This is a genomic window from Sorangium sp. So ce145 (assembly GCF_051525985.1).
Taxonomy (GTDB): Bacteria; Myxococcota_A; Polyangia; order Polyangiales; family Polyangiaceae; genus Sorangium; species Sorangium cellulosum_B.
The window spans coordinates 6,088,763-6,115,065 of the sequence record NZ_CP150315.1 but is presented as its reverse complement, the minus strand read 5'-3'; the positions used below and the strand labels follow the sequence as shown (position 1 = coordinate 6,115,065).

The window sequence follows — 26,303 nt, the reverse complement described above, 5'->3', positions numbered from 1 at the left end:
CGATCCACCGCTCGTCGTGGCGTCAGGACACTGCCATCGCTGCCAAATGCATGGCGGGCGCGCGAGGAATCGATAGCATGGCGACATGCGACGGTGCTCCTCGCTCCTCCTGACACTCCTCTGCGTTCCGCTCCCTGGGCTCGCTCTCGCTGTCGGTTGCGGCCAGACAGTCATCGTGGACGATCCGTCCGCGGACGGCGGGGGCGGCGGCGAGGCCGGCGCTCCGCCCGTCCCGACCGGCGGGGGAGGCGGCTCGGACCCGGGGAGGGATCCGCTCGAAGAGTACGAAGACCCCGGCTGTCCCGATACCGGGCCGCCGGTCACCGATTTCGCGTGCGATCCGTACGATCAGTCGAGCGGCTCTTGCGCCCCGGGGGAGGGGTGCTTCATCTACGTGCTGTATCCGGACGAGCCGTGCGGGCAGGAGATCTACGGCGCGTACTGCGCGCCGGCCGGTCCAGGCCGACAGGGCGATCCGTGCAGCGGCGGCAGCCAGTGCGGCGCCGGGTTCGCCTGCGTGGTGACCGGCTCGGGCACCCAGTGCGTCGAGCTCTGCGCGCTCAGCGGCGACGACAACTGCGATCCGGGGTTCGTGTGCGAGCCGATCGACGTCGCGGGGATGGGCGGATGTCTGTGACGACGTACGCCCTGGGTCGGCGCGCGCGCCGGAAGGCGGCGCTGGCGGCGGCCCTGTTCGGGACGGTTCTTGGCGGCGGGTCGCTCTCAGGAGGGTGCGGGGCGCGGACAGGGCTGAACATCCCGCCGCCCGCGCCGGAGTGCGAGGTGGACGCCGACTGTCCCGGCATCGAGGATCTCTGCAAGCCTGTGTTCTGCCAGCTCTTCGAGGCGGGGCAGCCCGACGGCGGCGCGGCGCCCTCGTCCGAGGGCGCGGCCCCGCGGCGCGGCGGGGAGTGCGTCGCGCTCGAGCCGGTGGATTGTGACGACAGCGATCCCTGCACCAAGGACACGTGCGAGAGCGCGACCGGAGCGTGCGTCTACGGGCCGTCGACGCTCGACATCGACGGCGACGGCTTCCGCGCGGCGCTGCCCGGCACGATCCCTGGCGAGCCGCTCGCGTGCGGCGACGACTGCGACGACGCGAGCGCCGCGGCCTTCCCTGGGGGGATCGAGATCTGCGACGGCGTCGACAACGACTGCGACGGCACGGTCGACAACGGGGCGCGCTTCGTGCCGCTCGACACCGACGCGACCCGCATCTCGGGCGACATCGCGCCGGCTGGCTCTGGCGGGCTCGCCTGGAGCGGGACGTCGTACGCGTCGCTCTACACCGGGACCACGCAGGGCTTCAACGTGTACCGCTCGATGATCAGCGTCGACGGGCAGCCGCTCGCGCCGGGCGAGGAGATCATCACGCCGAAGAACGGCGACGCCTCCGGCGGGCCGATCGTGTGGGTCGGCGATCGGTACGGCGCCGCCTGGCAGGACCGGCGCGACGGCGACTACGAGGTGTACTTCTCCCTGCTCGACGAGAAAGGCCAGAAGGTGGAGGGCGGCGATCGGCGGCTCTCGAGGGCGCCCGGCTTCTCCGTCAACGTGACGCTCACCTGGAACGACGCGGAGTTCATCCCCGTCTGGCAGGACGAGCGCAACGGCCTCTTCGATCTGTTCGCGCAGCGCATCGACATCGACGGCAACCTGATCGGCGACAACGTCCAGCTCACGGAGGCGTCGAACGGCCTCGGCAACGAGGCGCCCTCCGCGGCGGCCGGCCAGGGCGGCATCGGGGTCGCGTGGTCCACGGGCGACGCGACCACGCACTTCATCCAGTTCCGGACGTTCACCGCCGAGCTCGATCCGCGCTCGGAGGTCGTCACGCTGACGACCGGCGAGACCGACGCGGTCTATCCGACGGTGGTCTGGAACCGCGATCGCTACGTCATCGCGTGGTTCGACAAGTCGGCGAGCCCCAAGGCCATCTACGCGTCGGCGGTCTCGGAGGACGGCGAGATCCTCACGCCGCCCACGCCCATCTCGAACCCCGGGCCCTTCCGCTCCAGGTACCCGTTCCTGCGCCCGCTCGGCGACCGGCTGCTCGCGATCTACTCGGACGACCGCGATCAGAACGACGGCTACGAGCTCTACGCGGTCACGGTCAACGCGGATCTCGCGCCGATCAGCGCGGAGCAGCGGCTCACGTTCGCGCCCCGCGACAGCATCAGCCCGGTCGCGACGTTCGGGCCGGAGGGCGACGTGGGCATCCTCTTCCGCGACGATCGCGAGGGCGGCGAGCACCACGTCTTCTTCACGCGCCTCGGGTGCATCGCGGGCGACTGACGGCGGCCTCGCGGCCGAGCGCGGCGCGCCGGCCGGCGCCCCGCTGGTCCGCCTCCAGCGGGTGCAGCTTCGTGCGCTACGGGCTCAGCCGCTAGGCAGGCGAGTGAGGCGTACGAAAGTACGCCGCAGCGAGCCGAACGACGCGGATGAGCCCGTAGCGCACGAAGATGCGCCCGCTGGGCCGCGCTCAGTCCCGGGTCGGCTGGCGGCGGAGCCGGAACGGGCCGGCGCGGTGGACCTTGCCCGGGAGCGGGCGGCCGATGACCTGCTCGGCGACGTTCCCCGCCTCGATCACCTTGTCGAGATCGACGCCGGTCCGGACGCCCATCCCGTGGAGCATGAACACGAGGTCCTCCGTCGCCATGTTGCCCGCCGCGCCTGGCGCGTAGGGGCAGCCGCCGACGCCCGCCACCGACGCGTCGAAGTCGCGCACCCCGAGCTCCAGGCCGACCAGGATGTTCGCGAGCGCCGTGCCGCGCGTGTCGTGAAGGTGCAGCGCGAACCGCTCGGGCGGCATCGCGTCGAGGAAGCGGCGGACGATGTCGTGCGTCTGCCGCGGGGTGCCGACGCCGATCGTGTCGCCGAGGGAGACCTGGTAGCAGCCGAGGTCGATGAGCCGCTCCGCGATGCGCACGACCCGGGCAGGGTCGACGTCGCCCTCGTACGGGCAGCCCCACACGGTCGAGACGTAGGCGCGCACGGCGAGGCCCGCCTCGCGCGCCGGAGGGACGATCTCCGAGAACACCGAGAGCGTGTCGTCGATCGACTTGTTGATGTTGGCGCGGTTGTGCGCCTCGCTCGCGCTCAGGAAGACGGCGATCTCGCGCAGGCCCACCGCCAGCGCGCGCTCGAGGCCGCGCGCGTTCGGGCACAGGGCGCTGAAGGTCACGCCCCGCTCCGCCGGGAGCGTCCGCGCGAGCTCCTCGGCGTCGGCGAGCTGCGGCACCCACTTCGGCGAGACGAAGCTCGTGATCTCGATCCTGCGGAGGCCGGCGCCGACGAGCGCCGCGATGAGCCGCCGCTTGCCCTCGATCGGGATCATCGCCGACTCGTTCTGGAGCCCGTCCCGCGGGCTCACCTCGTAGATCGAGACCTCGTCGGCGACGCGGGCGAACAGCGGCGCCGAGGCCGCGGCGCGATCCGCGCTCTCGTGATCGGCGGTCCCCTCGGTCATCGGAGGACCCTCGGCGCCGGAGCGGGGCAGCGTCAACCGCTCACCATCCGTAGCTGCCGGTTCGGCGCGGCCGGCGTGAAGGGGATCGGGTAGCTCCCGGAGAAGCACGCGTGGCAGTAGCTCTCCGCCGACGGCCGCGCGCCCGAGGCGTCCCCGGCGCGCGCCTCGAGGGACCGCACGCTCTCGACGAGGCCCTCCAGCGAGAGGTACCCGACGCTGTCGGCCGTCAGGTAGCTGGAGATCTCGTCCACCGAGTGGCTCGAGGCGATGAGCTCCGATCGCGTGGGCGTGTCGATCCCGTAGTAGCAGGGCCATCGCGTGGGCGGGCTCGAGATGCGGACGTGCACCTCGCGCGCGCCGGCGTCGCGGATCATCTTGACGATCTTCCGGCTCGTCGTCCCGCGGACGATCGAGTCGTCGATGACGACGACCCGCTTGCCCTCGATCACCGCCCGGTTCGGGTTGAGCTTGAGCCGGACGCCGAAGTGCCGGATCGACTGCTGCGGCTCGATGAACGTGCGGCCGACGTAGTGGCTGCGGATGAGCCCCATCTCGAAGGGGGCGCGCGCGCGGTCGGCGAAGCCGATCGCCGCCGGCACGCCCGAGTCGGGCACGGGGATCACGACGAGATCGTCGCCGGGCTCGACCGGCTGCTCGGCGGCGAGGCGCCGGCCGAACGCCTTGCGGACCTCGTAGACGCTCACGCCCTGGATGGTCGAGTCGGGCCGGGCGAAATAGACGTGCTCGAAGATGCAGAGCTTGCGCGGCTCCTGCGCGAAGGGGAACTCGGAGCGCACCCCGTCGGCGCTGATGATCAGCATCTCGCCCGGCGCGACGTCGCGCACCTTGCGCGCGCCGATGAGGTCGAACGCCGTCGACTCGCTCGCGACCACGTGGGTGACGCCGCTCCCGCTCGCCATCTCGCCCAGGCAGAGCGGCCGGATCGCGCGCGGATCGCGCACGGCGATGAGCTCGCGCTCGGTCAGGAAGAGCAGGGAGTACGCGCCCTCCACCTGCGTGAGCGCCTCCGCGATGCGGTCGCGCAGCTCTTCCTTCTTGCTCATCGCGATGAGGTGGACGATCGACTCGGTGTCGCTCGCGGTCTGGTAGATCGAGCCGCGCGCCTCGAGCCGATCGCGCAGGGCCTCATGGTTCGTGAGGTTGCCGTTGTGCGCGACCGCCAGCGAGCCGCGCGCGTAGTCGACCCCGAGCGGCTGCGCGTTCTTGAGGTGCGAGCCGCCCGCGGTGGAGTAGCGGACGTGGCCGATGGCGCGATCGCCGGGCAGCGTCGCGAGATCGGTCGGTGAGAAGCCGGACTGCACCCGCCCCATGGCGCGGTGACCGAAGAGGCGCTCCCCGTCGCTGCTGACGATACCCGCGGATTCCTGCCCTCGGTGCTGGAGCGCGTGCAACCCGAGGTAGGCCATGTTGGCCGCCTCGGGGTGGCCAAAGATTCCGAACACACCGCACATGCCGCCTATCTAGTACGAAAACGGTGCATGACCCACCGTCATGGCGATCTGTCGTCGAGGATGAGGCGGCCGAGCGCCGGCGCAGGATGGAAGTGGACGCTGGTGCGAGATCGGAGCGCAGGCAGGCCACGAGGCCGCTCCTGCTGAAATGTAAGGCAGCTAACTAGCGTCCGGCGGGCAGGGTGATGAGGCTTCGCCGGATTCCGTCGTGCCCCGCTGCTGGATCGGCGCCTCGCGCGTCGTCCAGGCGGCTCCCGTCATTTCGGGATGTTCCAGAGTTTCTCGATGATCTTGGTTTCCATGGCGTCGCCGTGACACGTGCCGCACTCCATGTCCTCCTTGTTCGCCCGAGAAAGCTTGTGTTCGTACTCCTCCTCCATGAACGCCTGCAGGGCCTTCTTGTCCTTGCGGTTCAGGACGTGCTCGTTCCCGGCGTGGCAGCTGTCGCAGAAGAGGGTTCCGCCGCTCTCGCTGCGGAGCGGCACCACGAAGTTGCGCCACATCTCGCGGGCGATCTTCATGTCCCGCGTCTCTTTCTTGAAGTCGCCCTCGACGTGGCAGCCCTCGCAGGTGTCGTAGCCGAGCGCCTTCTGGAGCAGCGGCATCACCTTCTTCTTCTGCCCCGCCGGGAGCTTCTCGAGCTCGGGGATCTTCTTGAGGTTGATCCCGATCTTCTTCAGATCCGCCTCGAACTTGGTCGCCTGGATCGGCGTCGACTTGGCGGGAGCCTCGTGCTCCTCCTCGTGCTCGTGCGCCTCCGCGGCCTTCTCCGGCTTCGCGCCCTCGGCGTCGGCGGTCGCCTTGCCCTCGTCCGGGCTCGACTCGCCGTCGAAGTCGTTCTTGTCGGCCGCCGTCTCGGGCGGCGGCGTGCTGGGGCCACAGGCCCCCGCGAAGGCGCCCATCCAGAGCGCGAGGGCGAGCGCTGCGTGCTTCATTCTGGCTGCCATAGTCCTCCAAGGAACGTTGAGTTCGAGCCGAACGCCGCCCCCCGTGCGGCAGGCCGCGCCGCGCAGGCGCGCTCCCACGGTCGCCGGGCGATCTGGCCGGCACTCTACTCGAATTTGCCTGAGACGGAGAGGAACGTGAGCTTGTTGTTCGTCTCGCGGAGCCGCTGGACGAGCATCCGGACGACGTTCCAGAGGACCTCGTACGCGAGCTCCTTGTGCAGGAAGAGCAGGTCCTCGAACGCGTCCTTCGACACGGTGAGCAACCGGCAGCGCTCGTGGACGCGCGCGTCGGCGGAGCGGGGGGCCTCGTCGAGCAGCGCCATCTCGCCGAACACGGCGCCAGGGCCGAGCACCGCGAGCGCCTCCTCGCCGATCCCGGCGATCTCTCGGCTGATCCGGACCTTGCCTTCGAGCAGGATGTAGAGCTTGTCGCCCGGATCCCCGTGCTGAAAGATCTTGGTGCCGAGGGCGTGCGTCTCTTCGCTCGCGACGCGCGAGATGAGCTCCAGCGCGGCCGGGGTGAGGCCCTTGAAGAGGGGGACCTTCGAGAGCTGCTCGATCCGTTCGGGGACGATCACAAGCCGCCGATGAGGATAACCGAGGCGAAGGGCGCGGAGCGAATTTAAAGGGAGCTCGCGGCGAGCAGCTAGCGCGTGAACGTCACCGTGATGGGCGGCGTCGTGGCGGCGATCGGAGCGCCCGAGCGATCTTTGCCGGGGTTGTAGCGGCGGCCGAGCGCGCACATCCGCGCGGAGCGACCGAAGCCGTGGCCAGGATCACTGACGACCTTGACCGAGAGCGGGCTGCCGTCGGGGCGCACCGTGACCATGAGGACGACCTTCGCCTGGTCGATCTGGTCGACGTCGGCCTCCGGAGGGAAAGGACAGTTCCAGTTGCTGCTGCCGATCAGCCCGGGCGGCGCGGAGCGGTCCGGCCCTGCGGGGGGCGGGGGCGGGACGGGGTCGCCCGTTCCCTTGCCGCCGCCGACGCCTCCGACCTTCGCGTTCGGGTTGAACGTGGGGGTCTTCGCCGTGCCCGCGCCGGCCACCTGGCCGTAGCCGACGCCCTGCCCCTCGCCGCTCGCGATCCCCTGATCGGTCATGTCGAGGACCTCGTCCGGATCCGGCTCTTTCGTCAGGACCTTCGATGCCTCGGCGGCGGCCGGGGGTGGATCGTACGGGTCGTCCTTGGGCGGCGGGGTGTTCGCCTGGGGAGGCGGCGCGACCTTGGGGACGGGCTCGGGCTCGGGCGCGGGCGGCGGCGGCTCGGGCTCCGGCGGCTTGGGCGCCTCGACCTTCGGCGGCGGGATGTCGACCTCGTAGATCGCCCAGAGGTAGTCGTGGATGCCGGTGCGCATCTCCTCGACCACGTGCCGCATGTCGCGCAGCGACCCCGAGACGATGGCCCGGGCCGAGGCCGCGCCGTGGCTCGTGACCGCCAGCGTGACCCCGAGGAAGGCGCCCACGCGCGACGCGCGGTCGCCGAGGGCGAGCACCGCGGCGAGCGGATCCGCGCTGCGCCGGCGATCACCGGCGCGGGCAGGCGCCGGCGAGGCGAGGGGGGCCGAGGGATCGAGGGCGCCCCCGGGCTCAGCGCCGCTGCGCTTGCCCCGGCGGCGCCCGTCGTGGACCGCCCCCGCGGCGCGATCGCTCGTGGCCTGGCTCATAAGGTCTCGCTCGGCGCGCTCACGGCGCGGGGCTCGGGGTTGCGGGCGCGGGGGCTGCCGGGGGAGGCGCGGCGGGGGAACCCGGCGCCGTGCCCGGGGCCGCGCCGGCCTCGGGCGCGATCGGCGTCACGCCGAACGCGATCTTGGAGACGCCGGCCTGCTTCAGCAGATCGAGCGCGCGGATCACGCGGCCGTGCGGGACCGTCGTGTCGGCGCGGATCACGGCGCGGAGCTCCGGGTTCTTCGCCTGGGCCTCGCGCGCGATCGGCAGGATGGCGTCCTCGCTCGCGAGCTTCTTGCCGTCGGCGAGCGTGTCGCCGTTCGCGTGCAGCTCGAGCCCGAAGATGAGCTGCACCTCCTGCCCCTGCGCCGCCTTCGGCAGGTCGAGGGGGAGCGACTGCGAGACGATGATCTTCGCCGTCACCATGAAGATGATGAGGAGGACGAGGGTGATGTCGACGAGCGGCGTGACGTTGATGCCGCTGATCATCTCGTCATCGTCGTTGCGGCTCGTGGCGGCCATCAGCGCTCCTCCTCGCCCGCGCCGCCCTTCTTGTGCTCGTCCTGCCGCGACGCCCTCGCGGCCTTGCCGCGCGGCTGCTCGACGGCGGCGGCGGGCGCGGCCCCGGCGAACGCCGGATCGATCTTGAGGTGCGCGAGCAGGACGCGCGTCAGCGCCTCGGTGTTGGCGAGCGTCGACTTGATCATGCGCTGGAAGAAGTTGTTCGCGGCGACCGCAGGGATGGCGACCGCGAGGCCGACCGCGGTCGCGACGAGCGCCTCGGCGATGCTCGACATGACCGCCTGCGGCGCCATGGCCTGCGACGTCGCCTGCGCCACCGGCGTCTTCGCCGCCTGGCCGAGCGCGTCGAAGGCGCCGACGACGCCGATGACGGTGCCGAACAGCCCGATGAACGGCGCGTTGTTGCCGAGCGTGCCCAGGTAGGCGAGGCGCCGCTCGAGCTTCATGCGCTGGAGCGCCGCGGCGCCGGCCATGGCCTCCTCGGCCGCCTCGGGCCCCTGGTGCGCCACCGCGAGGCCGGCCGCGACGACCGCCGCCTCGGCCGAGGGCGAGGCGTCCATCCGCCGCCGCGCCGCCTCGATCGAGTCGTCGAGGGACGTCTTGAGGTCCCGCGCGAGGACGGTGAGATCGTCGCGGAGCGACCAGAAGAACCAGGCGCGCTCCAGGATGATGGCGACCGAGACGACGCTGAGGGCGATCATCAACCACATGACCCAGGCGGCCCCGAATCCGACCATGATGCGCTGCAGCCACTCGACGAGGTTCATCTTGTTCCTTGGTGCCTTTCCGATGGGGGGGTGGGGGGGAGCCGCGCTTCGAAGATCATCTACGGGTCGACGGCGGGCTGCCCTTCCTCGACTTCGTCCTCCTCCGGAGGAGGGGCGCTGCCCGCCCCCGGCCTGCCGATGGAGGGCCGGGGGGCGGAGGCGTCGACGAGCCGGAAGACTCGCCCAAGGACGGTCGTCGCGTAGCCGCCCTTCGGTAGCACAAACGAGGCGACGATTCCGTGCCGTACATCCGGATCGTCCGCTGCTCCTGGCGTCGTGGCGCTCACCGCCGCCTCCCCGGCGGCCGCGTCCAAGGTGGATACCTCGAGGCCGTCCACCTCCAGGCGCAGCGGGCGCCGCGTGCCTTCTCCGGCGTGGGCGAACGCGTCGAGCCTGCGAGGGTCGCCGATCGCCGCGGTGAGCACCTCGCGCTCCAGCGCGCCCGGGGCGCCCTCGGGCCAGCGCATCTTCCGGCCGAACATCGGGCCCGTCGCCGAGATGGCGAGCGCGGCGGCGCGCGCCTCGGCGTCCGCGAGCTCCGGGCCCTCGAGCGGCACGAGGAACAGCCCGCCGCTGTCGCGCTTCTTGGCGAGATCGCCGGGGAGCACCGTGCTCCAGGTGCCGTCCGCCTCGCGGCGCGCGAGCACCTCGTTGAACCAGAGCGACTGGAGCGCCGAGAAGAGCAGCCGCTGCTCGCGCTTGTCCCGGGGCCCGCGCTCCCGGCCCGCGATCCACGCGAGCGCGCGCTCGGGGTTGTCGCCGTTCCTCCCGAACCGCTGGGGCCCGAACGCGTTCGGCACGCCGGCGCGGCCGATCTCGGCGAGGCGGCGCTCGGCGAGCGGGAGCGCCGCGGGAGCGATGCCCCGGAGCGCGATCCGGAACCGGTTGCCGAGGAGGTGGCCCGGCTTGAGCTTGTTGTCGTGCCGGGCGACCGCGAGGACCTCGATCCCGGGCAGCTCGGCCTTCTCGAGCAGGGGCGCCGGATCCTGCGCGAGGGGGAGCTGGAACGATGCGGTCTGCGTGGTGATCGCGTGCCGGTCCTTCATGCCGGCGAAGCCGGCGCCGCCCGGGTCGGCCCCGAGCGCGAGCGCGATGGCCCGGACCGCGTCGAGCGTGGTGCGCCCCGTCTTGCGGAAGGTCACGAACACGTGCTCACCGCGGCCGCTCGGCGCGTAAGCGGGGAGCTCCTCGACGATGAAGTCGGCGGGGGAGCTCCGGAGCAGGGCCGTGGGAAGATCGCCGGGCGAGCCCGCGGGCGCGGGGAGGTCGCCGCGCGAGCCCGCGGCCGTGGCGCCGGCGGCGGGCGGGTCGGTGGCTGTCATGGGAGCGCCAGCGTGACCGAAATCGCCCGCTCGTCCAGCGCCCGCAGCGCGCGCGCCCGGGCCCGCCTCCGCCAGCTGCGGCGATTTGCCCGCCGCGCCGGGGATCGGCTATGGCCAGGAGCTCGCCCCGGGCCTGGGCCTCTCCGCGATGCGACCCCCTTTCCCGTCTCACCCCCCCGCGCGCCGGCCCGCCCTGTCGTTCGCGCGCTCGCCGGCCTTCGTCGCGGGCGTCGCGGCGCTCGGCCTCGCGGTCCTCGGGCTACCGAGCCCCCGGACGGCCGCCGCCGCGCGCGCCGCGTGCCCCGCGGGGATGGCCTCGGTGCGCGGGACGTTCTGCATCGACCGCTTCGAGGCGAGCACCGTCGAGCTGCTCTCCGGCGGCGGAAAGCGCCGGCACTCGCCGTTCGAGCCGGTCGGCAAGCTGAAGGTGAAGGCGGTGAGCCGGCGCGGCGTGAAGCCGCAGGCGTACATCAGCCGGGATCAGGCCGAGGCGGCCTGCCAGAACGCCGGCAAGCGGCTCTGCACGGACGACGAGTGGGTCACCGCGTGCAAGGGCAAGCGCGCCACGGTGTTCCCTTACGGACGCGAGCGGGAGCGCGGCGCCTGCAACGACAGCGGCGTCTCGTCGTTCAACCGCTACTTCGGCCAGGGGGGCGAGGCCCCGCAGTCGGCGTTCACGTGGGCCAACATGAACGACGCCCGCCTGAACCAGCTCCCGGGCACGCTGGCGTCCTCGGGCGCGTTCCGCCGCTGCAAGAGCAGCTTCGGCGTCCACGACATGGTGGGCAACCTGCACGAGTGGACGAGCGCGCCGCGCGGGACCTTCCGCGGCGGCTACTACCTCGACAGCGCCAAGCACGGCGACGGCTGCGAGTACAAGACCACCGCGCACGCGCGCGGATACCACGACTACTCGACCGGCTTCCGCTGCTGCAAGTGACGCGGCGCAGGCCGCGCGCTGCGCCCCCAGGCTACTTGGGGATGGGGGGGCGTCCGCCGCCGGCGCTGCCGGACATGGGCCCTTGCGTCGTGCACTCCTCGTCGCCGGTGTCGACCGTGGTGACGTCGTAGCAGCAGAGCTCGCCGTCGAAATCCGCCTCGCTGTCGATGGAGTCGATGGAGCTCACGCAGCCTGGGTTCTCGAAGAACACGCGCGCCTCGTCGCTCGACGGGCACGCCCCTTCGAGCTCGGTCCAGTGAAAGCAGGCCCGCTTGCCGCAGCCGGCGGAGCCGGCGACGAGGAGGGCGGGGGCGACGAGCGCGACGAACAGCGGGCGGGGGCGGGCGATGCTCATGGCGATCTCCTCATGCGGCGCCCGCGCACCGGCGCGGAGGCCTCGGCGATCAGAGCTCGTGCGGCATCAGGTCGCGCGGGCTCCGGAAGTACTGCAGCGGCGAGTAGGCGAGCAGGTTCGAGACGCGGGACGTGTAGATGCAGGCGTACTCCTCGACCTGATCGCCGAAGCTGGACGTCTCGTTCGCCTCCTTGAGCAGCGAGCCCCAGTAGGGGTGGAAGCGGCGGGCGATCTCGCGCTCCAGCTTGCCGACCTCCGCGTCGACGGCCCGGAGCTGGCCGCGGATGCGCTCGACCGCGCGCTTGGTGCGGCCCCGCTCGGCCTCGTAGAACGACGTCGCGTAGTCGATCTGGACGTGCTCGCCGTTCGCCTCCGCGAGCAGCGGCGCTCCGCCCCCGTTGGTGGCGCCGTTCCTCCTCTGCTGCTCCTCCTCGATCTTGCGGGTGAGGTCCTTGTAGCGCTGCTGGTAGAAGCGCAGCTGGTCCTCGAGCTCCTCGCGGCGCCCCTCGAGCAGGGCGCTCTCCATGTGCTCGCGGCGGCACGACTCGTGGGCGGCGACCTCCGCCTCCATCTCCTGGATGATCATCGCCGTGCGCCACGCGCTCTCCTTCTTGGAGCGGAGGATGTCGCCGTAGATGTGATCGCCGACGTAGAGGACCCGGTCGCCGGAGATGTTCAGGAACTTCTCGAAGTCGTTGAGGTTGCCGCCCTCGTAGATGGCGCCGCGCTCGAGCGGGGCCGTGGCGGGGCGGGGCTCGGCGCCGTCGCGGATGAGGAGCGGGCGGCGCTCCTGGAAGAACGCCGGCTTCTGCGCGGCGACGACGATGACGTCGAAGTAGTGCCGGAAGCTCGGGTACTCCGGCATCGCGTCCCCGAGCAGGTACGTCATCATCTTCTCGGTGAACGGCCAGCGCGAGTTCGTGAGCAAGAAGAGCTTCTTGCCCGCCGAGCGGAACTTGTGGAGCGTCTGCGCCAGGTTCGGATCGCGCTCGACGAAGCGCGGCAGGTCGGACAGGACGACGTCGAGGATGGTGCCGTCCCGGTGCGCCTCGTCGATGCACTCGCGGATGTCGGTGAACAGCCGCGCGTAGTCGAGCGCGACGCCGCGCTCCTCGAGGGCGTCGACGATGCCGGCGTAGAGCGTGGCCTCGCTCAGCGCGTAGAGCGTGTCGATCCAGTGGTAGCGGGCGGTGTTCGGCCGGATCTTCCGGTGCTGGTAGAGCGACCGGAGCTCGTCCTTCGTGAGCTCCCGGAGGCCGTGGTACCCGCGCTGGACCACCTTGAACCGGTCCATCTTGAGCACGTGGCCGAAGCGCTTGTCGATCAGCAAGCCGCGGATCGGGAAGTGGATCGGGTAGCGGAGGCGCCGCAGGATCTCCTCGGGGTAGCCTCGCGCGGCGAGCTTCGTGACGGTCCCCTGGATCGAGAGGTTGTCCATCTCGGTCTGGTTGTAGATCGCCAGGGTGTAGTCCATGTCGAAGCCGACCCAGTCGATCCCCGCCAGCTTGAGGTTGCGGTTGACGAAGACGCGCCGGGTCCGTGGGATGCGCGTGGGCTCGGTCTGGGGATAGAGCCCTCCGAGGGGGAGCTCGAGCTGCTCGAAGAACACAGTGGGTCGACTATGGTATCCCACCCGGAGGGGCGTACAAAGCGCGCCAGGGCGACGACCGATGCCCCCCGGGGTCGTCCGCCCGGCGCCGCCCGTGGGCCCGTCGAGCGAGCGTGTAGGCGAGCGTGTAGGCGAGCGTGTAGGCGAGCGCGTAGGCGAGCGCGCAGGGATCCGTCGCCCCCGAGCAGCCTTCCGCCCGCGGCGCGCGCTCAGGCGCGCGGCGCACCCGGGTGCGCCGCGCTGAACAACTGCGCTATGGTGCCGCCCGTCCCGTCCCGTCGTGTGCGATCGAGGAGACGGCTCCTCATCCGTCACCGACGGGGTCCTTGCCCGATGCTTTTTGCAGCGTCCCAGCCGATCTCCCGCAAGCCCCCCGTCCAGCGCGCCACCTCGTGGTGGCTCAGCATGCTGCGCCGCCGCGCGGAGCGGATGTACGACGAAGAGCTCGACCTCTCCCGGCCGATCCCGTGGGAGAGCGAGGGAGAGCGCCAGGCGGCGATCGCCTTCTTCAACGCCGCGTTCCGCGCCGAGGAGTCCGGCCTCATGCAGGCGCATGCGCTGGCCGACGAGGTGAGCGCCTGGGACCCCGAGCTCGGCGAGTGCCTGCGGCTCTACGGCGACGAGGAGGGGTGGCACCGCGAGCTGCTCACGAAGTTCCTCGCGCACATCGGCGGCGAGGTCCGGCCCATGGGCCGCGTCACCGGCACCTTTTATCGCCTGTACGGCCGCGCGAAGCGGGTGGAGACGATCGTGCTCACGAACCTCATGTTCGAGACCATCGGCTCGACGACCTATCGCCTCGCGCTGCGGGAAGCCCGGTACCCGGCGGTGCGCCAGATGCTGACGATCCTGACGCGCGACGAGTCGTTTCACGTCCCGCTCAACGTCCACTTCCTGCGCGAGGCCCTGAAGCGCAGCCCGGCCTCGATGCGGATCAGGCTCCGCGCCATCTACACGACCCTCTTCGCGGCGCTGCTCGGGTCGGCGGCAGCGAGCCGCCGGCGCGCGCTCGCCTTCGACAGGATCCCTTTCCAGGTGCTCGCCAGCGCCTACGCCGAGCACCTCGGGCGGCTCTTCGTCCACGAGAGCGACCTCGATTTCGCCCCGCCGGAGCTGCTCCTGCGCCTGTTCGGGCACAGCCGGCGCGCGCTCGCGTCGTCCGAGGACCCGTCGGCCGTCAGCGTGCTCTCGGCGGAGGCGGCGGTCGATCGCGAGCGCGTCGTCGTGACGGCGCTCGGGGACGCGCGTCGCCCCCATGGGCCTCGCGAACCGTGGGAAACGCCGCCGAGCGCCCCCGCCGTGGCGCGGAGCGCGGGAGCTGACGGACGCTGACATTGCGTGAATGACGCGTAAATAATGCGCAAATGACGCGCAAATGACGCGCAAATCGCGCGTGCCTGGCGCGCGCACGGCGCCGAGCGGTCGTCGCGGCGCGCACGGCGAGCTTCTCTCCGGGGCATTGTAAGCAGTACACTCGAAGCTCCGGCGTCGTGGGGTCCGCGTGGGGCGGGCGACCACGGCGTGGCGGGGCGTCGATGGCAGGCAAAGAGCAGCGCCGGAGCGGTCCAGAGAGCAGCCCCGGCACGAGGAGCAGCGAGTCCGCGGAGCGCGCGCTCACGCCGCAGGAGCCAGCCGCGCGGCCATGGGCGCTCGTCCCCGAGGAGGGTGAGGCGAGCGCGGTCGCGCAGATGCGGCACGAGATCCGGACGCTGCTCAGCGGGATCGTCGGATTCAGCAGCCTCTTGCTCGACAGCGAGCTCGACCCGGAGCAGCGCGCCTGGGCGCGGCGCATCCGGAGCAGCGGCGACGCGGTGCTCTCGATGGTCGACGATCTCATCTCGCTCGGCCAGCCGGACGGCCGTGGGCCGCACGTCGATCACGCCGACTTCGATCTGCGGCGGGCGATCGAGGACGCGGCAGAGCTGCTCGGCGATCGCGCGCATGACGAGGGGACGGAGCTCGTGCTCGACGTCGAGCCGGACGTGCCGGCGGCGGTGCGCGGCGACGCCGCGCGGATGCGGCAGATCCTGCTGAACGTCGTGGCGACCGCGATCGGCGCGGCGCCCCGAGGCGAGGTGCTGGTGCGCGCCGCGCTGGACGCGGCCCGCAACGACGAGGTGAGGGGCAGGCTCGACGGTGCGCCCGAGCGAGCGCGCGCGCGGGTGCGCTTCGACGTGCGCCTCGTCGGCGGCGCAGGGCGCGCGGACGGCGCGGAGGCGCCGGGGGCAGCGGGCGCGCCCGGCGGGCGAGCGCGGCTTGCGTCCGGGCGGGACCTCGGCGTGGCGTCCGGCATGGCCGTCGCGAAGCGCCTGGTCGTCGCGATGGGCGGCGAGCTCTGCGAGCCCGCGGACATCGATGCGCGCCGGCATGGGATCTCGTTCGCGCTGCCGTTCGAGCGGCGCGCGCGCGGCGCGGAGCGCGCGCTCATCCCGCGCATCGACCTGCCCGGGAAGCGGGTGCTCGTTGTCGACGACAGCGGCTCGGTGCGTCAGGTGGTGCGAAAGCTGAGCGAGGAGCTCGGGCTCGCGTGCCGCACCTCGGGCAGCGGCGCCGCCGCCCTGGCCGCGCTGCGCGAGGCGGCGGACGCCGGCGCCGCCTACGACATGGTGCTGATCGACCTCGAGCTGGCCGATCTCGACGGCCTGAGGTTGCTCCAGCGCATCAAGGCGGACCCCGCGATCGCGCCCGTCCGCGTCGGCCTCATGACCTACGCCGGCAGGGAGGCGCCCAGCCGCGCCGAGGTCGACTCCGTGCTCATCAAGCCGATCCGGCGCGCGCAGCTGCACTCGAGCCTGCGGCTGCTCGCAGGGCTGCCGCCGGAGCACGTGTCCGCCGGGGCGCGCGCGCACCCGCCGAGGTCGCCGCGGGGGACGGCCTCGTCCAAGCCGCCGAGGCAGGACGAGCCCGATCGCGGGCGGCGGCCTCCCGGCGCGGCGTCGCGGTCCGGCGCGTACGAGGCCGCCCACCCCGACGGCGCGCCGCCGAGCGTGGACCTCGCTCCGCCGACCCTGGTCACGCCCTCGCCCCCGCCGACGTCGAAGCGCGGCCAGCCCGCCTCCTCGCGGCCGCGGGGCGGGCTGCGCGCCGTCGAGCCCGACCTCGTCACCGAGATGATCCAGCTCTTCCTCACGGAGGCCCCGACCCGGGTGGCCTCGATGCGCGAGGCCGCGGCGCAGGGCGCGCTCGGCGAGCTCGAGCGGCTCGCCTGGGCGCTCTACGAGAGCGCCGACGCGCTCGCGGCCTCCAGCTTGAAGGAGCTCTGCGCCCGGCTCGATCGCGAGGCGCGCGCGGGGACGCTCGAGAGCGCGACGGAGGCGGTGCGGGCCATCGGCCGGGAGGTCGAGCGCGTGCAGTCGTCGCTCGCCGCGGAGCTCAAGAAGCGGGGGTTCCGGTGAGCCGGGGGGCCCTTCCGTTCAGGTGAAGCCGACGAGCCTCGAGCTCATCTCCCAGAGCCGCGAGGCCGCCTCTGCGTCGGTCGCCATTCCCTTGAGGGGCCTCGCCCTGGTCCGCTCGAAGAAGGCGGGGCTCCCGGCGGGCGCCGCCTCGGCCAGGATCGCGAGGAGGTTCGCGGCCGCCTGCGCCGGCGTCGCGCCCACGACGTCGATCAGCGCCTTGAGGACGCGAGAGGTCCCCTCGAACAGCCCTGAGCGCACGAGGCCAGGGTAGTAGCAGAGCACCTGGGCTCCTGTGCCCGAGAGCCTCTCCGCGAGGCGGCGCGCCGAGAGCACGAGCGCGAGCTTCGACCGCGCGGAGGCGGAGAGGAACGAATACGAGCGCTTCGACATGAGATCATCGAAGTCGAGCCGGATGCTGTCCACCGGCGCGACCATGTTGACCACGCGCGCGTCGCGCGCGGCCTTGAGCCGGTCGAGCAGCAGGTTCGACAGCAGGAAATGCGACAGGTAGTTCACCTGGAACGTCATCTCGAGGCCGTCGGCCGACTCCGCGCGTTCGCGCAGGAACACGCCCGCGTTGTTCACGAGCAGGTGAACGACCCCGCACCGGTCGGCCACCTGGCGGGCCGCCGCGCGCACGGACGCGAGCCGGCCGAGGTCACACTCGACGAGGTTGACCTCGCCGAGCACCTTCAGCGCGGCGAGCTTCCTCGCGCCGTCGGAGCCGGTCCGGCGGCAGAGCACGGTCACCCGGGCGCCCTGCCGCGCCAGCGCGGATGCCGTCGCGAGCCCGATCCCCGAGGTGCCCCCGGTGATCACGGCGACTTTCCCCCTCATGCTCCCCATCCCCCGTCTCCTCGTCCTCGTCCATCTCATCGCCTGCGGCGGGCCGGTCCCGACGCTCCGGGAGCTCGTCGGGACAGAGGCGCGGGCGGACGTCGATGCGCCGGCGGGCGCGGTGCCTGCCGAGGACCCCGAACAGGAAGTGTCGTCGCCCCCGCCCGCGACACAGGTACGACCGTGCGTGCATCACGTCAAGAAAGCTTTGCGCAATGCAGCACAGCGGCACAGAAAGCCATGTTCCAGGTTTTCTGATGCAGGAAGCCGATCTGTCCGCGTCACAGCCGCGCACGTGGACGGCGCCCGGGGAGCGCCTGGCGAGGAGCGTCAGGGGGCGGGCGTCTCCTCGAAGACGCGCAGGCCGTACTTCTCGAGACACCAGAGCACGCCGATGATCAGGCTCCGCTTGTCGTCCACGAACGACGGCTTCTTCCCCTCGAAGCAGTGGCCCGCGAGCTGGAAGCCCCAGCCGGTCGCGAACATCGCGGCCGCGAGCGGGAGGCCGATGAGCGTCGCGCCCACGGGGAAGCTCGCGACGATGAGCGGTATGCCGACCTGGTGACACGCCTGGTTGCGTGGATCCTGGTGGTCTTCCTTGTACCGGCGGAGCACCTGTGTCCATTCGGCGTTGAGACGGAGCATCCGACCTCCTTACCATGCGGACGCCCCGCGCGCGCTTTCGTCGAAGACCGGGGGCGCCGCCGCTTCCCGGTTGCCGTTGGGAGGAATGAGGCGTAGTTGGGCAGTGTGAGCGGTTACAGGACCGGCCCCATGGCGACGACCGCGCCACTGTCCATCAAGACAGGGGAGCTCCTCCAGGGCGCGCGCTCGGAGAAGCGGCGTGTGCTCCTGCTCGTCTATCATCATGACGGCGTCGAGATGGCCCCGATGAGCCCCGGCGTCGGCGTCGTCGTCGGCAGGGAGGCCCCGGCGGACGTGGTGATCCGGGACAGGAGCATCTCGCGGCGGCACGCGCGCTTCACGCTCGTGGGCGGCGAGGTCGTGGTGGAGGACCTCGGCTCGCGCAACGGGACGCGCATTTCAGGGCAGCGGGTCGAGAGCGGCGTGGTCAAGGCCGGGGACGAGGTGCTGCTCGGCGGCATCGTCGCGTCGGTCCATGTGCTCTCCGGGAGCGAGATGCCCCCGTTCGGCCTGGAGGGCTCCGACGCGCTCCGCTTCGCGCTCCAGGCCGAGATCGTGCGGTCCAGGTTCTTCGGACGCAAGTTCGCGCTCGTCGTGGTCCGCTCGCTCGGCGCGCAGGCGAGCCACCTCCGCCACTGGGGGCTCCGCGTGCGCGAGGCGCTGAGGCCCGTCGATCGCGTCGCGTTCTACAGCGCCGACACCCTCGAGATCCTGCTCCCCGAGATCACCCCCGAGCTCGCCGAGGAGCTCGCGAAGGCGATCGTCGCGCGCCGCGAGGGCGAGCCCGTGCTTGTCGCGGGGGTCGCCGTGTCCCCCGACGCCGCGACGTCCATCGACAAGCTCATCGAGGTCAGCCACGAGGCGTCGCGGAGCGCCACCCCCGCCGAGCCCGTGCGCCTCGCGCCCCCGGAGGGCGCGCTGGTCTACGTCACGCCGAAGGTCGACAGCACCCGGCCGCCCGACGAGGCGGGCCCGCCGGGCGCGCCGCCGGAGAGCCAGTGGGAGGCCAACGGCCACCTCCTCGCGACCAAGAGCCCGCTCATGCGATCGCTCGTCGAGGTGGCGCTGCGGGCCGCGCGCTCCTCGATCCCCGTGCTCCTGCGCGGCGAGACCGGGACGGGCAAGGAGGTGCTCGCGAGGTTCATCCACGACGGCAGCCCGCGCCGCGGCGAGCCGCTCATCTGCGTGAACTGCGGCGCGATCCCGGCGCTGCTCGTCGAGAGCACCCTCTTCGGCCACGAGCGCGGCGCCTTCACCGGGGCGAGCCAGCAGCACAAGGGCGTCTTCGAGGCGGCCGCCGGCGGCACGGTCCTGCTCGACGAGATCGGCGAGCTGCCCGCGGCAGCGCAGGCCGCGCTGCTGCGCGTGCTCGAGACCAAGCGGGTGACTCGCGTCGGCGCGACCAAGGAGCTGGAGGTCGACGTCCGCGTGATCGCGGCGACGCACCGCGACCTCGACGCGATGTGCGACGCGGGCACGTTCCGGCTCGATCTGCTCTACCGGCTGAACGCGATGACGCTGAACATCCCGCCGCTCCGCGCGCGCCGCGACGACATCGCGACGCTCGCGGCGGGCTTCCTGGCGCAGGCGAACTCGGCGAACATCAGCAGGGTCCAGTCGCTCGCGCCCGAGGCGCTGGCCCTCCTGAAGTGCTACTCGTGGCCCGGCAACGTGCGTGAGCTCCGGAACGCGATCGAGCGGGCGGTGGTGATCGCGGAGGGCGACGCGATCATGGCGCGCGATCTCCCGGAGCGCATCCGCCTGGCGGTGACCTCGCCCAGCTCGCCGCCCACGCCCTCTCGCGCCGTGGACGTCTCGCGCTCGTCCGAGCCCGGCGTCGCGCCGGCCCTCTCCCAGCGCGCGTCCGAGCCGCTGCCCTCGCGCCCGTCCGAGCCGCTCCCCCCGCGCGCGTCCGAGCCAGGGCAGGCGGCGGCCCCCGCGGTCGGCCTCAAGACGCGCCTGGAGCAGATCGAGGCCGAGCTCCTGCTCGAGGCGCTGCGCGCGTCCGACTGGAACCAGACGGAGGCGGCGCGTCGCCTCGAGCTGCCGCTGCGAACGCTCCAGCACAAGATCAAGGTCTACGGCATCAAGAAGCTCGGGTACGGCGTCGCTCGCTAGGTCCGCCCGCCGCCCGCCCGGAGCCCGGCCCGCGGGATGGCCGGGCTCCGGCGCCGCGTTCGTCGCTTTGCCGAGATCACTGAGAGAACCCTTCCAGCATGTAGTGCGCCTCGATCCGCTTCAGCGCGAGCACCATCGCGGCGAGCCGCATCGGCAGGCGCTTGCCCAGGACGAACCCGGTCGAGTCGTGATCTTCCGAGCGGCGCGGCCGGTCCTCCGCGATGTCGCAGATCAGGCGGTAGTTGCTCTTGATGGCGCGCTCCAGCCGGGCGTTCACCTCGCCCTCGGTCCAGTGCTCCATGCGCTTGTTCTGGATCCACTCGTAATAGGAGACGGTCACGCCCCCCGCATTGCCGATGATGTCGGGGATGACGCTGATGCCGCGCTCCGCGAGCACCTTGTCGCCCTCGGTCGTGGTCGGGCGGTTGGCGCCCTCGGCCACGAGCTTCGCCTTGAGCCGCTCGGCCACCTCGCCGGTGATGGCGTCGCCGAGCGCGGCCGGGATGCAGATGTCCGCGTCCACGCTCCAGAAATCGTCCCGCGCGATCGCCTGGGCGCCGCTGTAGCCGGCGACCGACCGCCGGAGGTTCTGCGGGTTCTCGTTGACGTGCGCCATCAGCGCGCCCACGTCGATGCCGTTCGGGTCGTAAATCGCGCCGTCGGCGTCCTGCACGGCCACGCACCGCGCGCCCATCCGGCACAGGATCTCGGCGGCGGCGGAGCCGACGTTGCCGAAGCCCTGCACGATGAAGCGCGCTCCCGCGAGGGGGGCGCCGCGCTGCGCGTACCACTCCTCGATGCAGTACGCGAGCCCCTGCCCGGTCGCCTTGACGCGCCCCTCGGAGCCGCCGATGCGCACGTCCTTGCCCGTGACGACGCCGCGGTGGTTCACCCGCTCGCGCTCGCCGTCGCTGTACTGGCGCAGGAGCCACGCCATCACCTCGGCGTTCGTGCCCACGTCGGGCGCGGGGATGTCCACGTTGGGCCCGATGAGCTGCTTCAGCCGGTACATGTACCGGAGCGAGATCGCCTCGAGCTCCTCCTTGCTGTGCTCGCGCGGGTCCATGCGAATACCCCCCTTGGCGCCGCCGAACGGGACATCGGCGATGGCCGTCTTCCAGGTCATCTCGGCGGAGAGCGCGTTGAACAGGTCGAGCGACACGGCCTTGTGGAAGCGCAGCCCGCCCTTGTAAGGCCCTCGCGCCTGGTTGTGCTGGACCCGATAGGCCTTGAAGCGCACGAACGCGCCGGGCTGGATGCGGTAAAGGCCCTGATCGGCGAGGCGGATCGTCCCGTCCTGCACGTGGATCGAGCCGCTCCGGAGCGCCTCGGGGCGGAGGATGAGCTTGCCGTTGAAGAGCGGGGTGATCGCGGCCCGGTTCGGGATCACCGACGCAGGGAGCCGCTCGTAGGCCGCGGCCGCCTCTCCGCGGAAGGGGACGAGGCGGTCCTGGAGCTGCGTGGTGATGTAGAAGATGTGCTCGTAGTCGGGCTGCTCGAGCTCCAGCCGGATGCGGGGAGCCAGGCCGATGAGGTCCGCGGCGGTGTGAAACACCACCATGGATTCGCCGAAGATGTTGGTCTCCGGCTCGCGCTCTAGGAGGGGGGCGTCTTCCATCGCCGTATGCTGCCTCGACCGCGCGGCGGGGGTCCAACGTTTCGCGGGCCCCGCGCTCGACGGAGGGCGCCCGCTCTCCAGAGGCCGGTCGACGGACGGGCCGCCCGCCTCGCGGGGAGCTGATGTGACTCTCCCCGCAGGTTCGGGCGGATCCTCGTATCGATTCACCACGGCTCGCGGCGGCAGCGTGGCCGTCGCGCCCAGGGAACGACCTCAGGGAAAGCCAGGGAGACCACCGCCGCCGCAGCACCCACCGCCGCCGAAGCCACCGAGCGGCGCGCCGAAGCCGCCGGGGAAGCCGAAGCCGCCGTACGGATAGCCGCCCATACCGAGCGGCCACCCGAATCCGCCCATGCCCCCCGGGTAGCCGCCCAGGCCTCCCGGGTAGCCGCCGAGGCCGGGGATCCCGCCCATCTGCCCGACCGGGCCGCCGGGCATCTGCCCGACCTGACCAACGGGGCCCTGGAGCGGGCCGCCACCCTTGATGGGGCCCTGTCCGATGTCGCCGGGGCCCTGGAGCGGGCCGCCGGGGCCCTGGAGCGGGCCGCCGAGGCCGCCCTTGATGGGACCCTGTCCGACGCCGCCGGGGCCCTGGAGCGGGCCGCCGCCCTTGAAGGGGCCCTGTCCGATGTCGCCGGGGCCCTGGAGCGGGCCGCCGGGGCCGCCGAGGCCGCCCTTGATGGGTCCCTGTCCGATGTCGCCGGGGCCCTGGAGCGGGCCGCCGCCCTTGAAGGGGCCCTGTCCGATGCCGCCGGGGCCCTGGAGCGGGCCACCGCCCTTGATGGGGGCCTGGCCGATATCGGTCTTGCCCGGCACCCCGGGCGCGCCGATCAGGCCGCCGCCCCGCGTCTCCTCGTCCGTCGCTTCCTCGCCCTCCAACGCCTGCTCACTCGACGCCACGTCGACGTCCGCCTGGTCCAAGTCGGCCTCTTGCGGAGCCACCGCGTCGACTGCGCACCCGGTCATCAACACAGAAAAGAGCATCGCCGCGTGCGCCATCTTCATATCGATTGAGCGAACCATCCGTCCTCCTTCCATGCCCTGCTACGGCCCTCGGGCCCGCGCCGGCATGTTGAACGGCGTGGAGAGCAGGCTGCGTGCCTGACTCCTCGTGTGCAGAGCCTGCCGCGTCGGCGACGGCGAAAGTGCATTGTCTGAATCCGCGCCGAGGGAGCGTTCTCCCCGTTTCATCGCGCCGGGGAGCCGCCGCGCCGGCGCGCGCCGATGTGGGAGCCTCTCGAGCGCTGGAGAAAGGCAAATGTCGACGCCCATCGCGGGGCGCCCGCCGCGCGTCGCGCGCGGCGGGACGGCACGAGACAGGGGGAGGACGACCCGACTTGCGGCTTTATCGCGCTCGGCAAGCCGCATTTCCGAAGACCTGGTCGATCCCTGCAATCAGGGGCTGCTGCGACTCGACATCTGCGCTCGTCGGCGGCGATGTTCTCATCGCTTGCGGCCATCTGGTCACGCCGTGCTCAGCCCACTTCGGCCGACAAGGGCCCTGTGCGGCGCTCCTCCTGCGGCGACCTCGCCGTCGTTGCGCGCCTGTGCCGCGCTCTGCTCCGCGCCGCGCGTCACCCCGTCGTCCGGCCCGTCGTCCGGAACGACGGCGCGGCCGCCGCCTTCGGCCGCGGACGGCGGGCCCGCGATGCGGCGGGAGCGGCGGCCTTCGCGGAGCTTCCCTGCGCCGCGTTCGCCCGGCTCGACGTGGTTGACAGAAGACGTCTGACCGACACGCTCGGCCGCGCGCGAGCCTCGGTGTCGGCGAGGTTCGCGCGCCCACGCCCGGGAGACCCGGCGCGGCGCAGCCGTCCGTGGCGCTGCAGCGAAGGGAAAGTCGGCGCGATCACGGCTCCTTTGCCTGGCAGGAGCGCATCTCCCGTTGTAGGATTCATTACGCTAAAGGAGCTCGCGCGGCGCCGCACAGGCGCACAGGCGCACATGGGGCGTCCTCGTCACCCTGGCGCGGGCTCATCGACGATCTCGGGCGCTCGGAGCGCCTGTTTCTGGAGGCCACGCGCGGTCTCCGCGCTGCTGCGGGAGCTCTGGAGAGCTGTTCGCCCGAGGAGCGGGAGCCCGCGAGGCGCGAGGCTGCGCTTTCCAAGGAGGGGATTGCATGCGCTTCTGCGCGACGCGCGCGGGTTCATCTTGCCTGGCCGCCTGCATCGCGGCCCTGTTGCCGCTCGTCGCGGCGTGCGGCGACACCTCGGGGAGCTCCGGCGCCCCGCCCGTATGCGAGGGGGTCGCGCCGCGCGCGCCGAGCTGCGCGCCTGGGCACGTCCTCGGCCCCGCGGATGCGTGCATGCCGGTGGGCATCCAGGGGTGCGCCGAGCTGTTCGTGGAGGACGACGGACTCTGTCATCCATCGATGGAGAAGTGCCCTGCGGGGACGATCCCGAAGTTCGATGAGGGCTGTGTTCCCGCTGGCATCCCCCGCTGCGCTCCGGAGCTCGCGGGCGACGACGGGCTCTGCAGGCCGGCCATGGCGAGGTGCCCGACAGGCATGTTCGCGACGCCGGAAGCGGGGTGTGTGCCGGTCGACGGCCCCGCCGGCTGCGGGCGCGGGCCGTGGGGGAGCGTGCCGCGCGTGTCCGGGAACGTCTATGTGGATCCGAGCTACTCCGGCGCAGACGGCGACGGTTCCGAGGCGAGGCCGGTCACGACGATCGAGGCGGCGCTGGGGCTCGTCGCCGCCGGCGGGACGATCGCGCTCGCGGCGGGGACCTACGACGAGCCGGTCGTCATCACGAAGCCGCTCGTGATCGCCGGCCCGTGCGCTTCGCGCGTGCGGATCCGCGGGGTGAGCTCGGCCGTGCGTCCTCCCGCGATCGTGGCCGTGCTCGACGCAGGGGAGGTGACGCTCCGGGGGATCGGGATCGGCGGAGACGGCGCCGGCGTCGTGGCGACCGGCGCGAGCGCCGTGACGCTCGAGCGCGTTCACATCAAGGACGCCATGCACGCCGGCGTCCTGTCGGGCGACGGCGCCCGCCTCTCGGTGGCGCAGAGCTGGATCGAGGGGACGCGCGACGGCAGCGCAGGGACCGGCATCGGAGCCTCCGCGGAAGCCGGCGGCGCGCTCCTCGTGAAGGAGAGCGCCGTGACGGGCAACCGCGCCGCGGGCGTGGCGGCGCTCCAGGCGGGCGCCACGGCGTCCGTGGTGGGGAGCCTCGTCGAGGGGACCTTGTCGTCGGGGCGCTACCCGGCGGACGGCCAGGGGATCGTCGTGCAGGACGGCGCCGAGGCGTCGATCGAGAGCACGGCTGTCGTTGGAAACCAGCTGTCCGGGATCCTCGTGGCGGCCAGCGCGTCCGCGACCCTCTCCGGCGTCCTCGTCGAGGGGACGAGCCCCGGGAGCTCCGACCCGCCTTACGGCGTCGGCGTGTATGCGGCGAGGCAAGCGCGCGTCGCGATCGACTCGAGCGTGGTCCTCGGCAACACCGAGATCGGCGTCGCCGTCATCGGCGAGGGCAGCGCGGCGACGATGACGCGGAGCCTGGTGCAGGGCACGGTGGCGGCCCCGACCGGGTCGTTGCTCGGCGGATTCGGCGTCGCCGTCGCCCGCGGCGCGGCGATGCGCCTCCACGACAGCGCGGTCGTCCGGAACCGCGGCACCGGGGTTCACGTCGGCGACTCTTCCGCCGAGCTGATCGCCGGCGGCAACCTCATCGAGGGCACCATCGCCGAGGGCGGCTGGGGGGACGGCGCCGGGCTGACGGTGGCGGAGGGCCGGGTGACGCTCGTGTCGAACGCCATTCGCAGCAACGAGGGCACCGGCCTGCTCGTGGGATATGACGGGTCCGAGGCGACCGTGACAGGCAACCTCGTCGAGGGGCATGTCGCCCCGGACCGCCGCGCGCCGGTGGGGCAGGGGATCGTCATCTACCGGGGCGCCACCGCGGTGCTCGCTGGCAATGTCGTGAGCGGCAACCGCTCCGTCGGCGTCTTCGCCGGCACGGAGATCCTCGGCAGCAGGGTCGAGATCATCGGGAACCTGATCGACGGCACCGCGGGCGGCGAATCCTACGATGACGATGACGATGTCGACGGCGGCGGCGACGACGACAGCACGGGCATCGGCGTCGCCGCCGCGGGGTACGAGATCCGGCTCGCCTCGTCCCTCGTCCGCGGGAGCCGCACGGCCGGCGTGGTGCTGTTCGCCTCCGAGGCGGAGATCTCGCAGACGGTCGTCGACGGGGTGACGGGTGATCCCCGCGCCGCACGGGGCAGCCGGCGCGACGAGCTCGTCGCCGACGGCGTCCTCGCGCTCGCCGGCTCCACCGTCGCGCTCGATGACGTGCGGGTGGAAGGCTGTGCGCGCGCCGGCATCCTGTACGACCGGAGCGCGGGTCGCCTCTCCCGGGTTCGCGCCCTGGACAACCGCTTCGGGCTGGTCGTGCAGGGCTCGCCCGAGCCTCAGCTGAAGCTGGGTGAGCAGAGCGCGTTCCTCGAGAACTGCACCGCCGACGAGCTCTTCGGCAGCGAGCTGCGCGTGCCAGCGTCCGCTCCCCCGCTTCCATGAAACGCGGGCGCGGCCGCTCGTCTGACCCGCGCCCGCGCGCGAAACATTGATGACATCGAAGGGAGCCTTTCCTGATACGTGGTACTCACGGCCACGGCGGA

The 26,303-nt window shown here is 72.3% G+C and carries 21 protein-coding genes; 7 read left to right on the top strand and 14 right to left on the bottom strand.

Features of this window, described 5'->3' with window-relative positions; genetic code table 11:
• Window positions 1-175: 175 nt before the first annotated feature.
• Both WMF34_RS22355 and WMF34_RS22350 read left to right on the top strand, forming a co-directional pair.
• Window positions 176-637, top strand: coding sequence for a hypothetical protein (locus WMF34_RS22355; RefSeq protein ID WP_231864993.1), 462 nt, complete (start codon window positions 176-178; stop codon window positions 635-637).
• Window positions 628-2,295, top strand: a complete 1,668-nt coding sequence (locus tag WMF34_RS22350) for a putative metal-binding motif-containing protein (RefSeq protein ID WP_437994487.1) — start codon at window positions 628-630, stop codon at window positions 2,293-2,295. Before WMF34_RS22355 ends, WMF34_RS22350 begins: the two co-directional genes overlap by 10 nt.
• Before the next feature lie 187 nt (window positions 2,296-2,482).
• Here WMF34_RS22350 and WMF34_RS22345 read toward each other — a convergent pair whose 3' ends face one another.
• The 8 genes from WMF34_RS22345 to truD form a co-directional block, all read right to left on the bottom strand.
• Entirely contained in the window at window positions 2,483-3,469 is a 987-nt protein-coding gene (locus WMF34_RS22345) for a hydroxymethylglutaryl-CoA lyase (protein ID WP_012236953.1), read from the bottom strand.
• A 32-nt stretch (window positions 3,470-3,501) separates the two neighbouring features.
• Complete coding sequence (gene purF, locus WMF34_RS22340) at window positions 3,502-4,941, bottom strand: amidophosphoribosyltransferase (protein ID WP_012236952.1); 1,440 nt, start codon at window positions 4,939-4,941, stop codon at window positions 3,502-3,504.
• A gap of 257 nt (window positions 4,942-5,198) precedes the next feature.
• Window positions 5,199-5,876: a hypothetical protein gene (locus tag WMF34_RS22335; RefSeq protein ID WP_157906836.1), complete on the bottom strand. Its 678-nt coding sequence runs from the start codon at window positions 5,874-5,876 to the stop codon at window positions 5,199-5,201.
• 116 nt (window positions 5,877-5,992) lie between these two features.
• Window positions 5,993-6,466 carry a cyclic nucleotide-binding domain-containing protein gene (locus WMF34_RS22330; RefSeq protein WP_012236950.1) on the bottom strand — a complete coding sequence of 158 codons (474 nt, stop codon included), beginning with the start codon at window positions 6,464-6,466 and terminating at the stop codon, window positions 5,993-5,995.
• 68 nt (window positions 6,467-6,534) lie between these two features.
• Window positions 6,535-7,554 carry an energy transducer TonB gene (locus WMF34_RS22325; protein WP_437994486.1) on the bottom strand — a complete coding sequence of 340 codons (1,020 nt, stop codon included), beginning with the start codon at window positions 7,552-7,554 and terminating at the stop codon, window positions 6,535-6,537.
• A gap of 19 nt (window positions 7,555-7,573) precedes the next feature.
• Window positions 7,574-8,077: an ExbD/TolR family protein gene (locus WMF34_RS22320; RefSeq protein WP_012236948.1), complete on the bottom strand. Its 504-nt coding sequence runs from the start codon at window positions 8,075-8,077 to the stop codon at window positions 7,574-7,576.
• Window positions 8,077-8,844 (bottom strand): MotA/TolQ/ExbB proton channel family protein, encoded by a 768-nt coding sequence (locus WMF34_RS22315; RefSeq protein ID WP_012236947.1) that lies wholly within the window; start codon window positions 8,842-8,844, stop codon window positions 8,077-8,079. Before WMF34_RS22315 ends, WMF34_RS22320 begins: the two co-directional genes overlap by 1 nt.
• Window positions 8,845-8,903: 59 nt before the next feature.
• Entirely contained in the window at window positions 8,904-10,166 is a 1,263-nt protein-coding gene (truD, locus tag WMF34_RS22310; RefSeq protein WP_437994485.1) for a tRNA pseudouridine(13) synthase TruD, read from the bottom strand.
• Window positions 10,167-10,251: 85 nt separating this feature from the next.
• On the opposite strand from truD, the gene WMF34_RS22305 reads away from it, so the two are divergent.
• A complete protein-coding gene (locus WMF34_RS22305; RefSeq protein WP_012236945.1) occupies window positions 10,252-11,106 on the top strand; it encodes an SUMF1/EgtB/PvdO family nonheme iron enzyme in 855 nt (284 codons plus the stop codon).
• 31 nt (window positions 11,107-11,137) lie between these two features.
• On the opposite strand, the gene WMF34_RS22300 is transcribed toward WMF34_RS22305, so the two are convergent.
• Together WMF34_RS22300 and WMF34_RS22295 are read right to left on the bottom strand one after the other, a co-directional pair.
• Window positions 11,138-11,461: a hypothetical protein gene (locus WMF34_RS22300; RefSeq protein WP_012236944.1), complete on the bottom strand. Its 324-nt coding sequence runs from the start codon at window positions 11,459-11,461 to the stop codon at window positions 11,138-11,140.
• Between the two features lie 49 nt (window positions 11,462-11,510).
• Complete coding sequence (locus WMF34_RS22295) at window positions 11,511-13,070, bottom strand: HAD-IG family 5'-nucleotidase (protein ID WP_044965488.1); 1,560 nt, start codon at window positions 13,068-13,070, stop codon at window positions 11,511-11,513.
• Window positions 13,071-13,403: 333 nt separating this feature from the next.
• Here WMF34_RS22295 and WMF34_RS22290 point away from each other — a divergent pair, with 333 nt between their 5' ends.
• Both WMF34_RS22290 and WMF34_RS22285 read left to right on the top strand, forming a co-directional pair.
• Window positions 13,404-14,402 carry a ferritin-like domain-containing protein gene (locus WMF34_RS22290; protein WP_437994484.1) on the top strand — a complete coding sequence of 333 codons (999 nt, stop codon included), beginning with the start codon at window positions 13,404-13,406 and terminating at the stop codon, window positions 14,400-14,402.
• 203 nt (window positions 14,403-14,605) lie between these two features.
• Window positions 14,606-16,465, top strand: coding sequence for a response regulator (locus WMF34_RS22285; protein ID WP_437994483.1), 1,860 nt, complete (start codon window positions 14,606-14,608; stop codon window positions 16,463-16,465).
• 18 nt (window positions 16,466-16,483) lie between these two features.
• On the opposite strand, the gene WMF34_RS22280 is transcribed toward WMF34_RS22285, so the two are convergent.
• Window positions 16,484-17,302, bottom strand: coding sequence for an SDR family NAD(P)-dependent oxidoreductase (locus WMF34_RS22280; protein WP_231864992.1), 819 nt, complete (start codon window positions 17,300-17,302; stop codon window positions 16,484-16,486).
• A 330-nt stretch (window positions 17,303-17,632) separates the two neighbouring features.
• Entirely contained in the window at window positions 17,633-17,947 is a 315-nt protein-coding gene (locus WMF34_RS22275; protein WP_012236939.1) for an Mpo1-like protein, read from the bottom strand.
• A 129-nt stretch (window positions 17,948-18,076) separates the two neighbouring features.
• Here WMF34_RS22275 and WMF34_RS22270 point away from each other — a divergent pair, with 129 nt between their 5' ends.
• Window positions 18,077-20,065 carry a sigma 54-interacting transcriptional regulator gene (locus tag WMF34_RS22270; RefSeq protein ID WP_437994482.1) on the top strand — a complete coding sequence of 663 codons (1,989 nt, stop codon included), beginning with the start codon at window positions 18,077-18,079 and terminating at the stop codon, window positions 20,063-20,065.
• 76 nt (window positions 20,066-20,141) lie between these two features.
• Here the strand turns inward: WMF34_RS22270 and WMF34_RS22265 are convergent, their stop codons facing one another.
• Entirely contained in the window at window positions 20,142-21,683 is a 1,542-nt protein-coding gene (locus WMF34_RS22265) for a Glu/Leu/Phe/Val family dehydrogenase (RefSeq protein WP_437994481.1), read from the bottom strand.
• A 213-nt stretch (window positions 21,684-21,896) separates the two neighbouring features.
• Window positions 21,897-22,706 (bottom strand): hypothetical protein, encoded by an 810-nt coding sequence (locus WMF34_RS22260; protein WP_012236936.1) that lies wholly within the window; start codon window positions 22,704-22,706, stop codon window positions 21,897-21,899.
• Between the two features lie 1,093 nt (window positions 22,707-23,799).
• Between WMF34_RS22260 and WMF34_RS22255 the strand changes: the two genes are divergently transcribed.
• Entirely contained in the window at window positions 23,800-26,202 is a 2,403-nt protein-coding gene (locus WMF34_RS22255; RefSeq protein WP_437994480.1) for a right-handed parallel beta-helix repeat-containing protein, read from the top strand.
• The last annotated feature ends 101 nt before the right edge of the window (window positions 26,203-26,303 follow it).

Excerpts from the sequence above, each read along its gene's own strand:
- WMF34_RS22315 (WP_012236947.1), bottom strand. The coding sequence starts at position 8,844 with ATGAACCTCGTCGAGTGGCTGCAGCGCATCATGGTCGGATTCGGGGCC.
- WMF34_RS22335 (WP_157906836.1), bottom strand. The coding sequence starts at position 5,876 with ATGAAGCACGCAGCGCTCGCCCTCGCGCTCTGGATGGGCGCCTTCGCG.
- WMF34_RS22350 (WP_437994487.1), top strand. The coding sequence starts at position 628 with ATGTCTGTGACGACGTACGCCCTGGGTCGGCGCGCGCGCCGGAAGGCG.
- purF (WP_012236952.1), bottom strand. The coding sequence starts at position 4,941 with ATGTGCGGTGTGTTCGGAATCTTTGGCCACCCCGAGGCGGCCAACATG.
- WMF34_RS22280 (WP_231864992.1), bottom strand. The coding sequence starts at position 17,302 with ATGAGGGGGAAAGTCGCCGTGATCACCGGGGGCACCTCGGGGATCGGG.
- WMF34_RS22345 (WP_012236953.1), bottom strand. The coding sequence starts at position 3,469 with ATGACCGAGGGGACCGCCGATCACGAGAGCGCGGATCGCGCCGCGGCC.
- WMF34_RS22270 (WP_437994482.1), top strand. The coding sequence starts at position 18,077 with ATGGCGACGACCGCGCCACTGTCCATCAAGACAGGGGAGCTCCTCCAG.
- WMF34_RS22285 (WP_437994483.1), top strand. The coding sequence starts at position 14,606 with ATGGCAGGCAAAGAGCAGCGCCGGAGCGGTCCAGAGAGCAGCCCCGGC.
- WMF34_RS22255 (WP_437994480.1), top strand. The coding sequence starts at position 23,800 with ATGCGCTTCTGCGCGACGCGCGCGGGTTCATCTTGCCTGGCCGCCTGC.
- WMF34_RS22320 (WP_012236948.1), bottom strand. The coding sequence starts at position 8,077 with ATGGCCGCCACGAGCCGCAACGACGATGACGAGATGATCAGCGGCATC.
- WMF34_RS22275 (WP_012236939.1), bottom strand. The coding sequence starts at position 17,947 with ATGCTCCGTCTCAACGCCGAATGGACACAGGTGCTCCGCCGGTACAAG.
- WMF34_RS22300 (WP_012236944.1), bottom strand. The coding sequence starts at position 11,461 with ATGAGCATCGCCCGCCCCCGCCCGCTGTTCGTCGCGCTCGTCGCCCCC.
- WMF34_RS22325 (WP_437994486.1), bottom strand. The coding sequence starts at position 7,554 with ATGAGCCAGGCCACGAGCGATCGCGCCGCGGGGGCGGTCCACGACGGG.
- WMF34_RS22265 (WP_437994481.1), bottom strand. The coding sequence starts at position 21,683 with ATGGAAGACGCCCCCCTCCTAGAGCGCGAGCCGGAGACCAACATCTTC.
- WMF34_RS22260 (WP_012236936.1), bottom strand. The coding sequence starts at position 22,706 with ATGGTTCGCTCAATCGATATGAAGATGGCGCACGCGGCGATGCTCTTT.
- WMF34_RS22290 (WP_437994484.1), top strand. The coding sequence starts at position 13,404 with ATGCTTTTTGCAGCGTCCCAGCCGATCTCCCGCAAGCCCCCCGTCCAG.
- truD (WP_437994485.1), bottom strand. The coding sequence starts at position 10,166 with ATGACAGCCACCGACCCGCCCGCCGCCGGCGCCACGGCCGCGGGCTCG.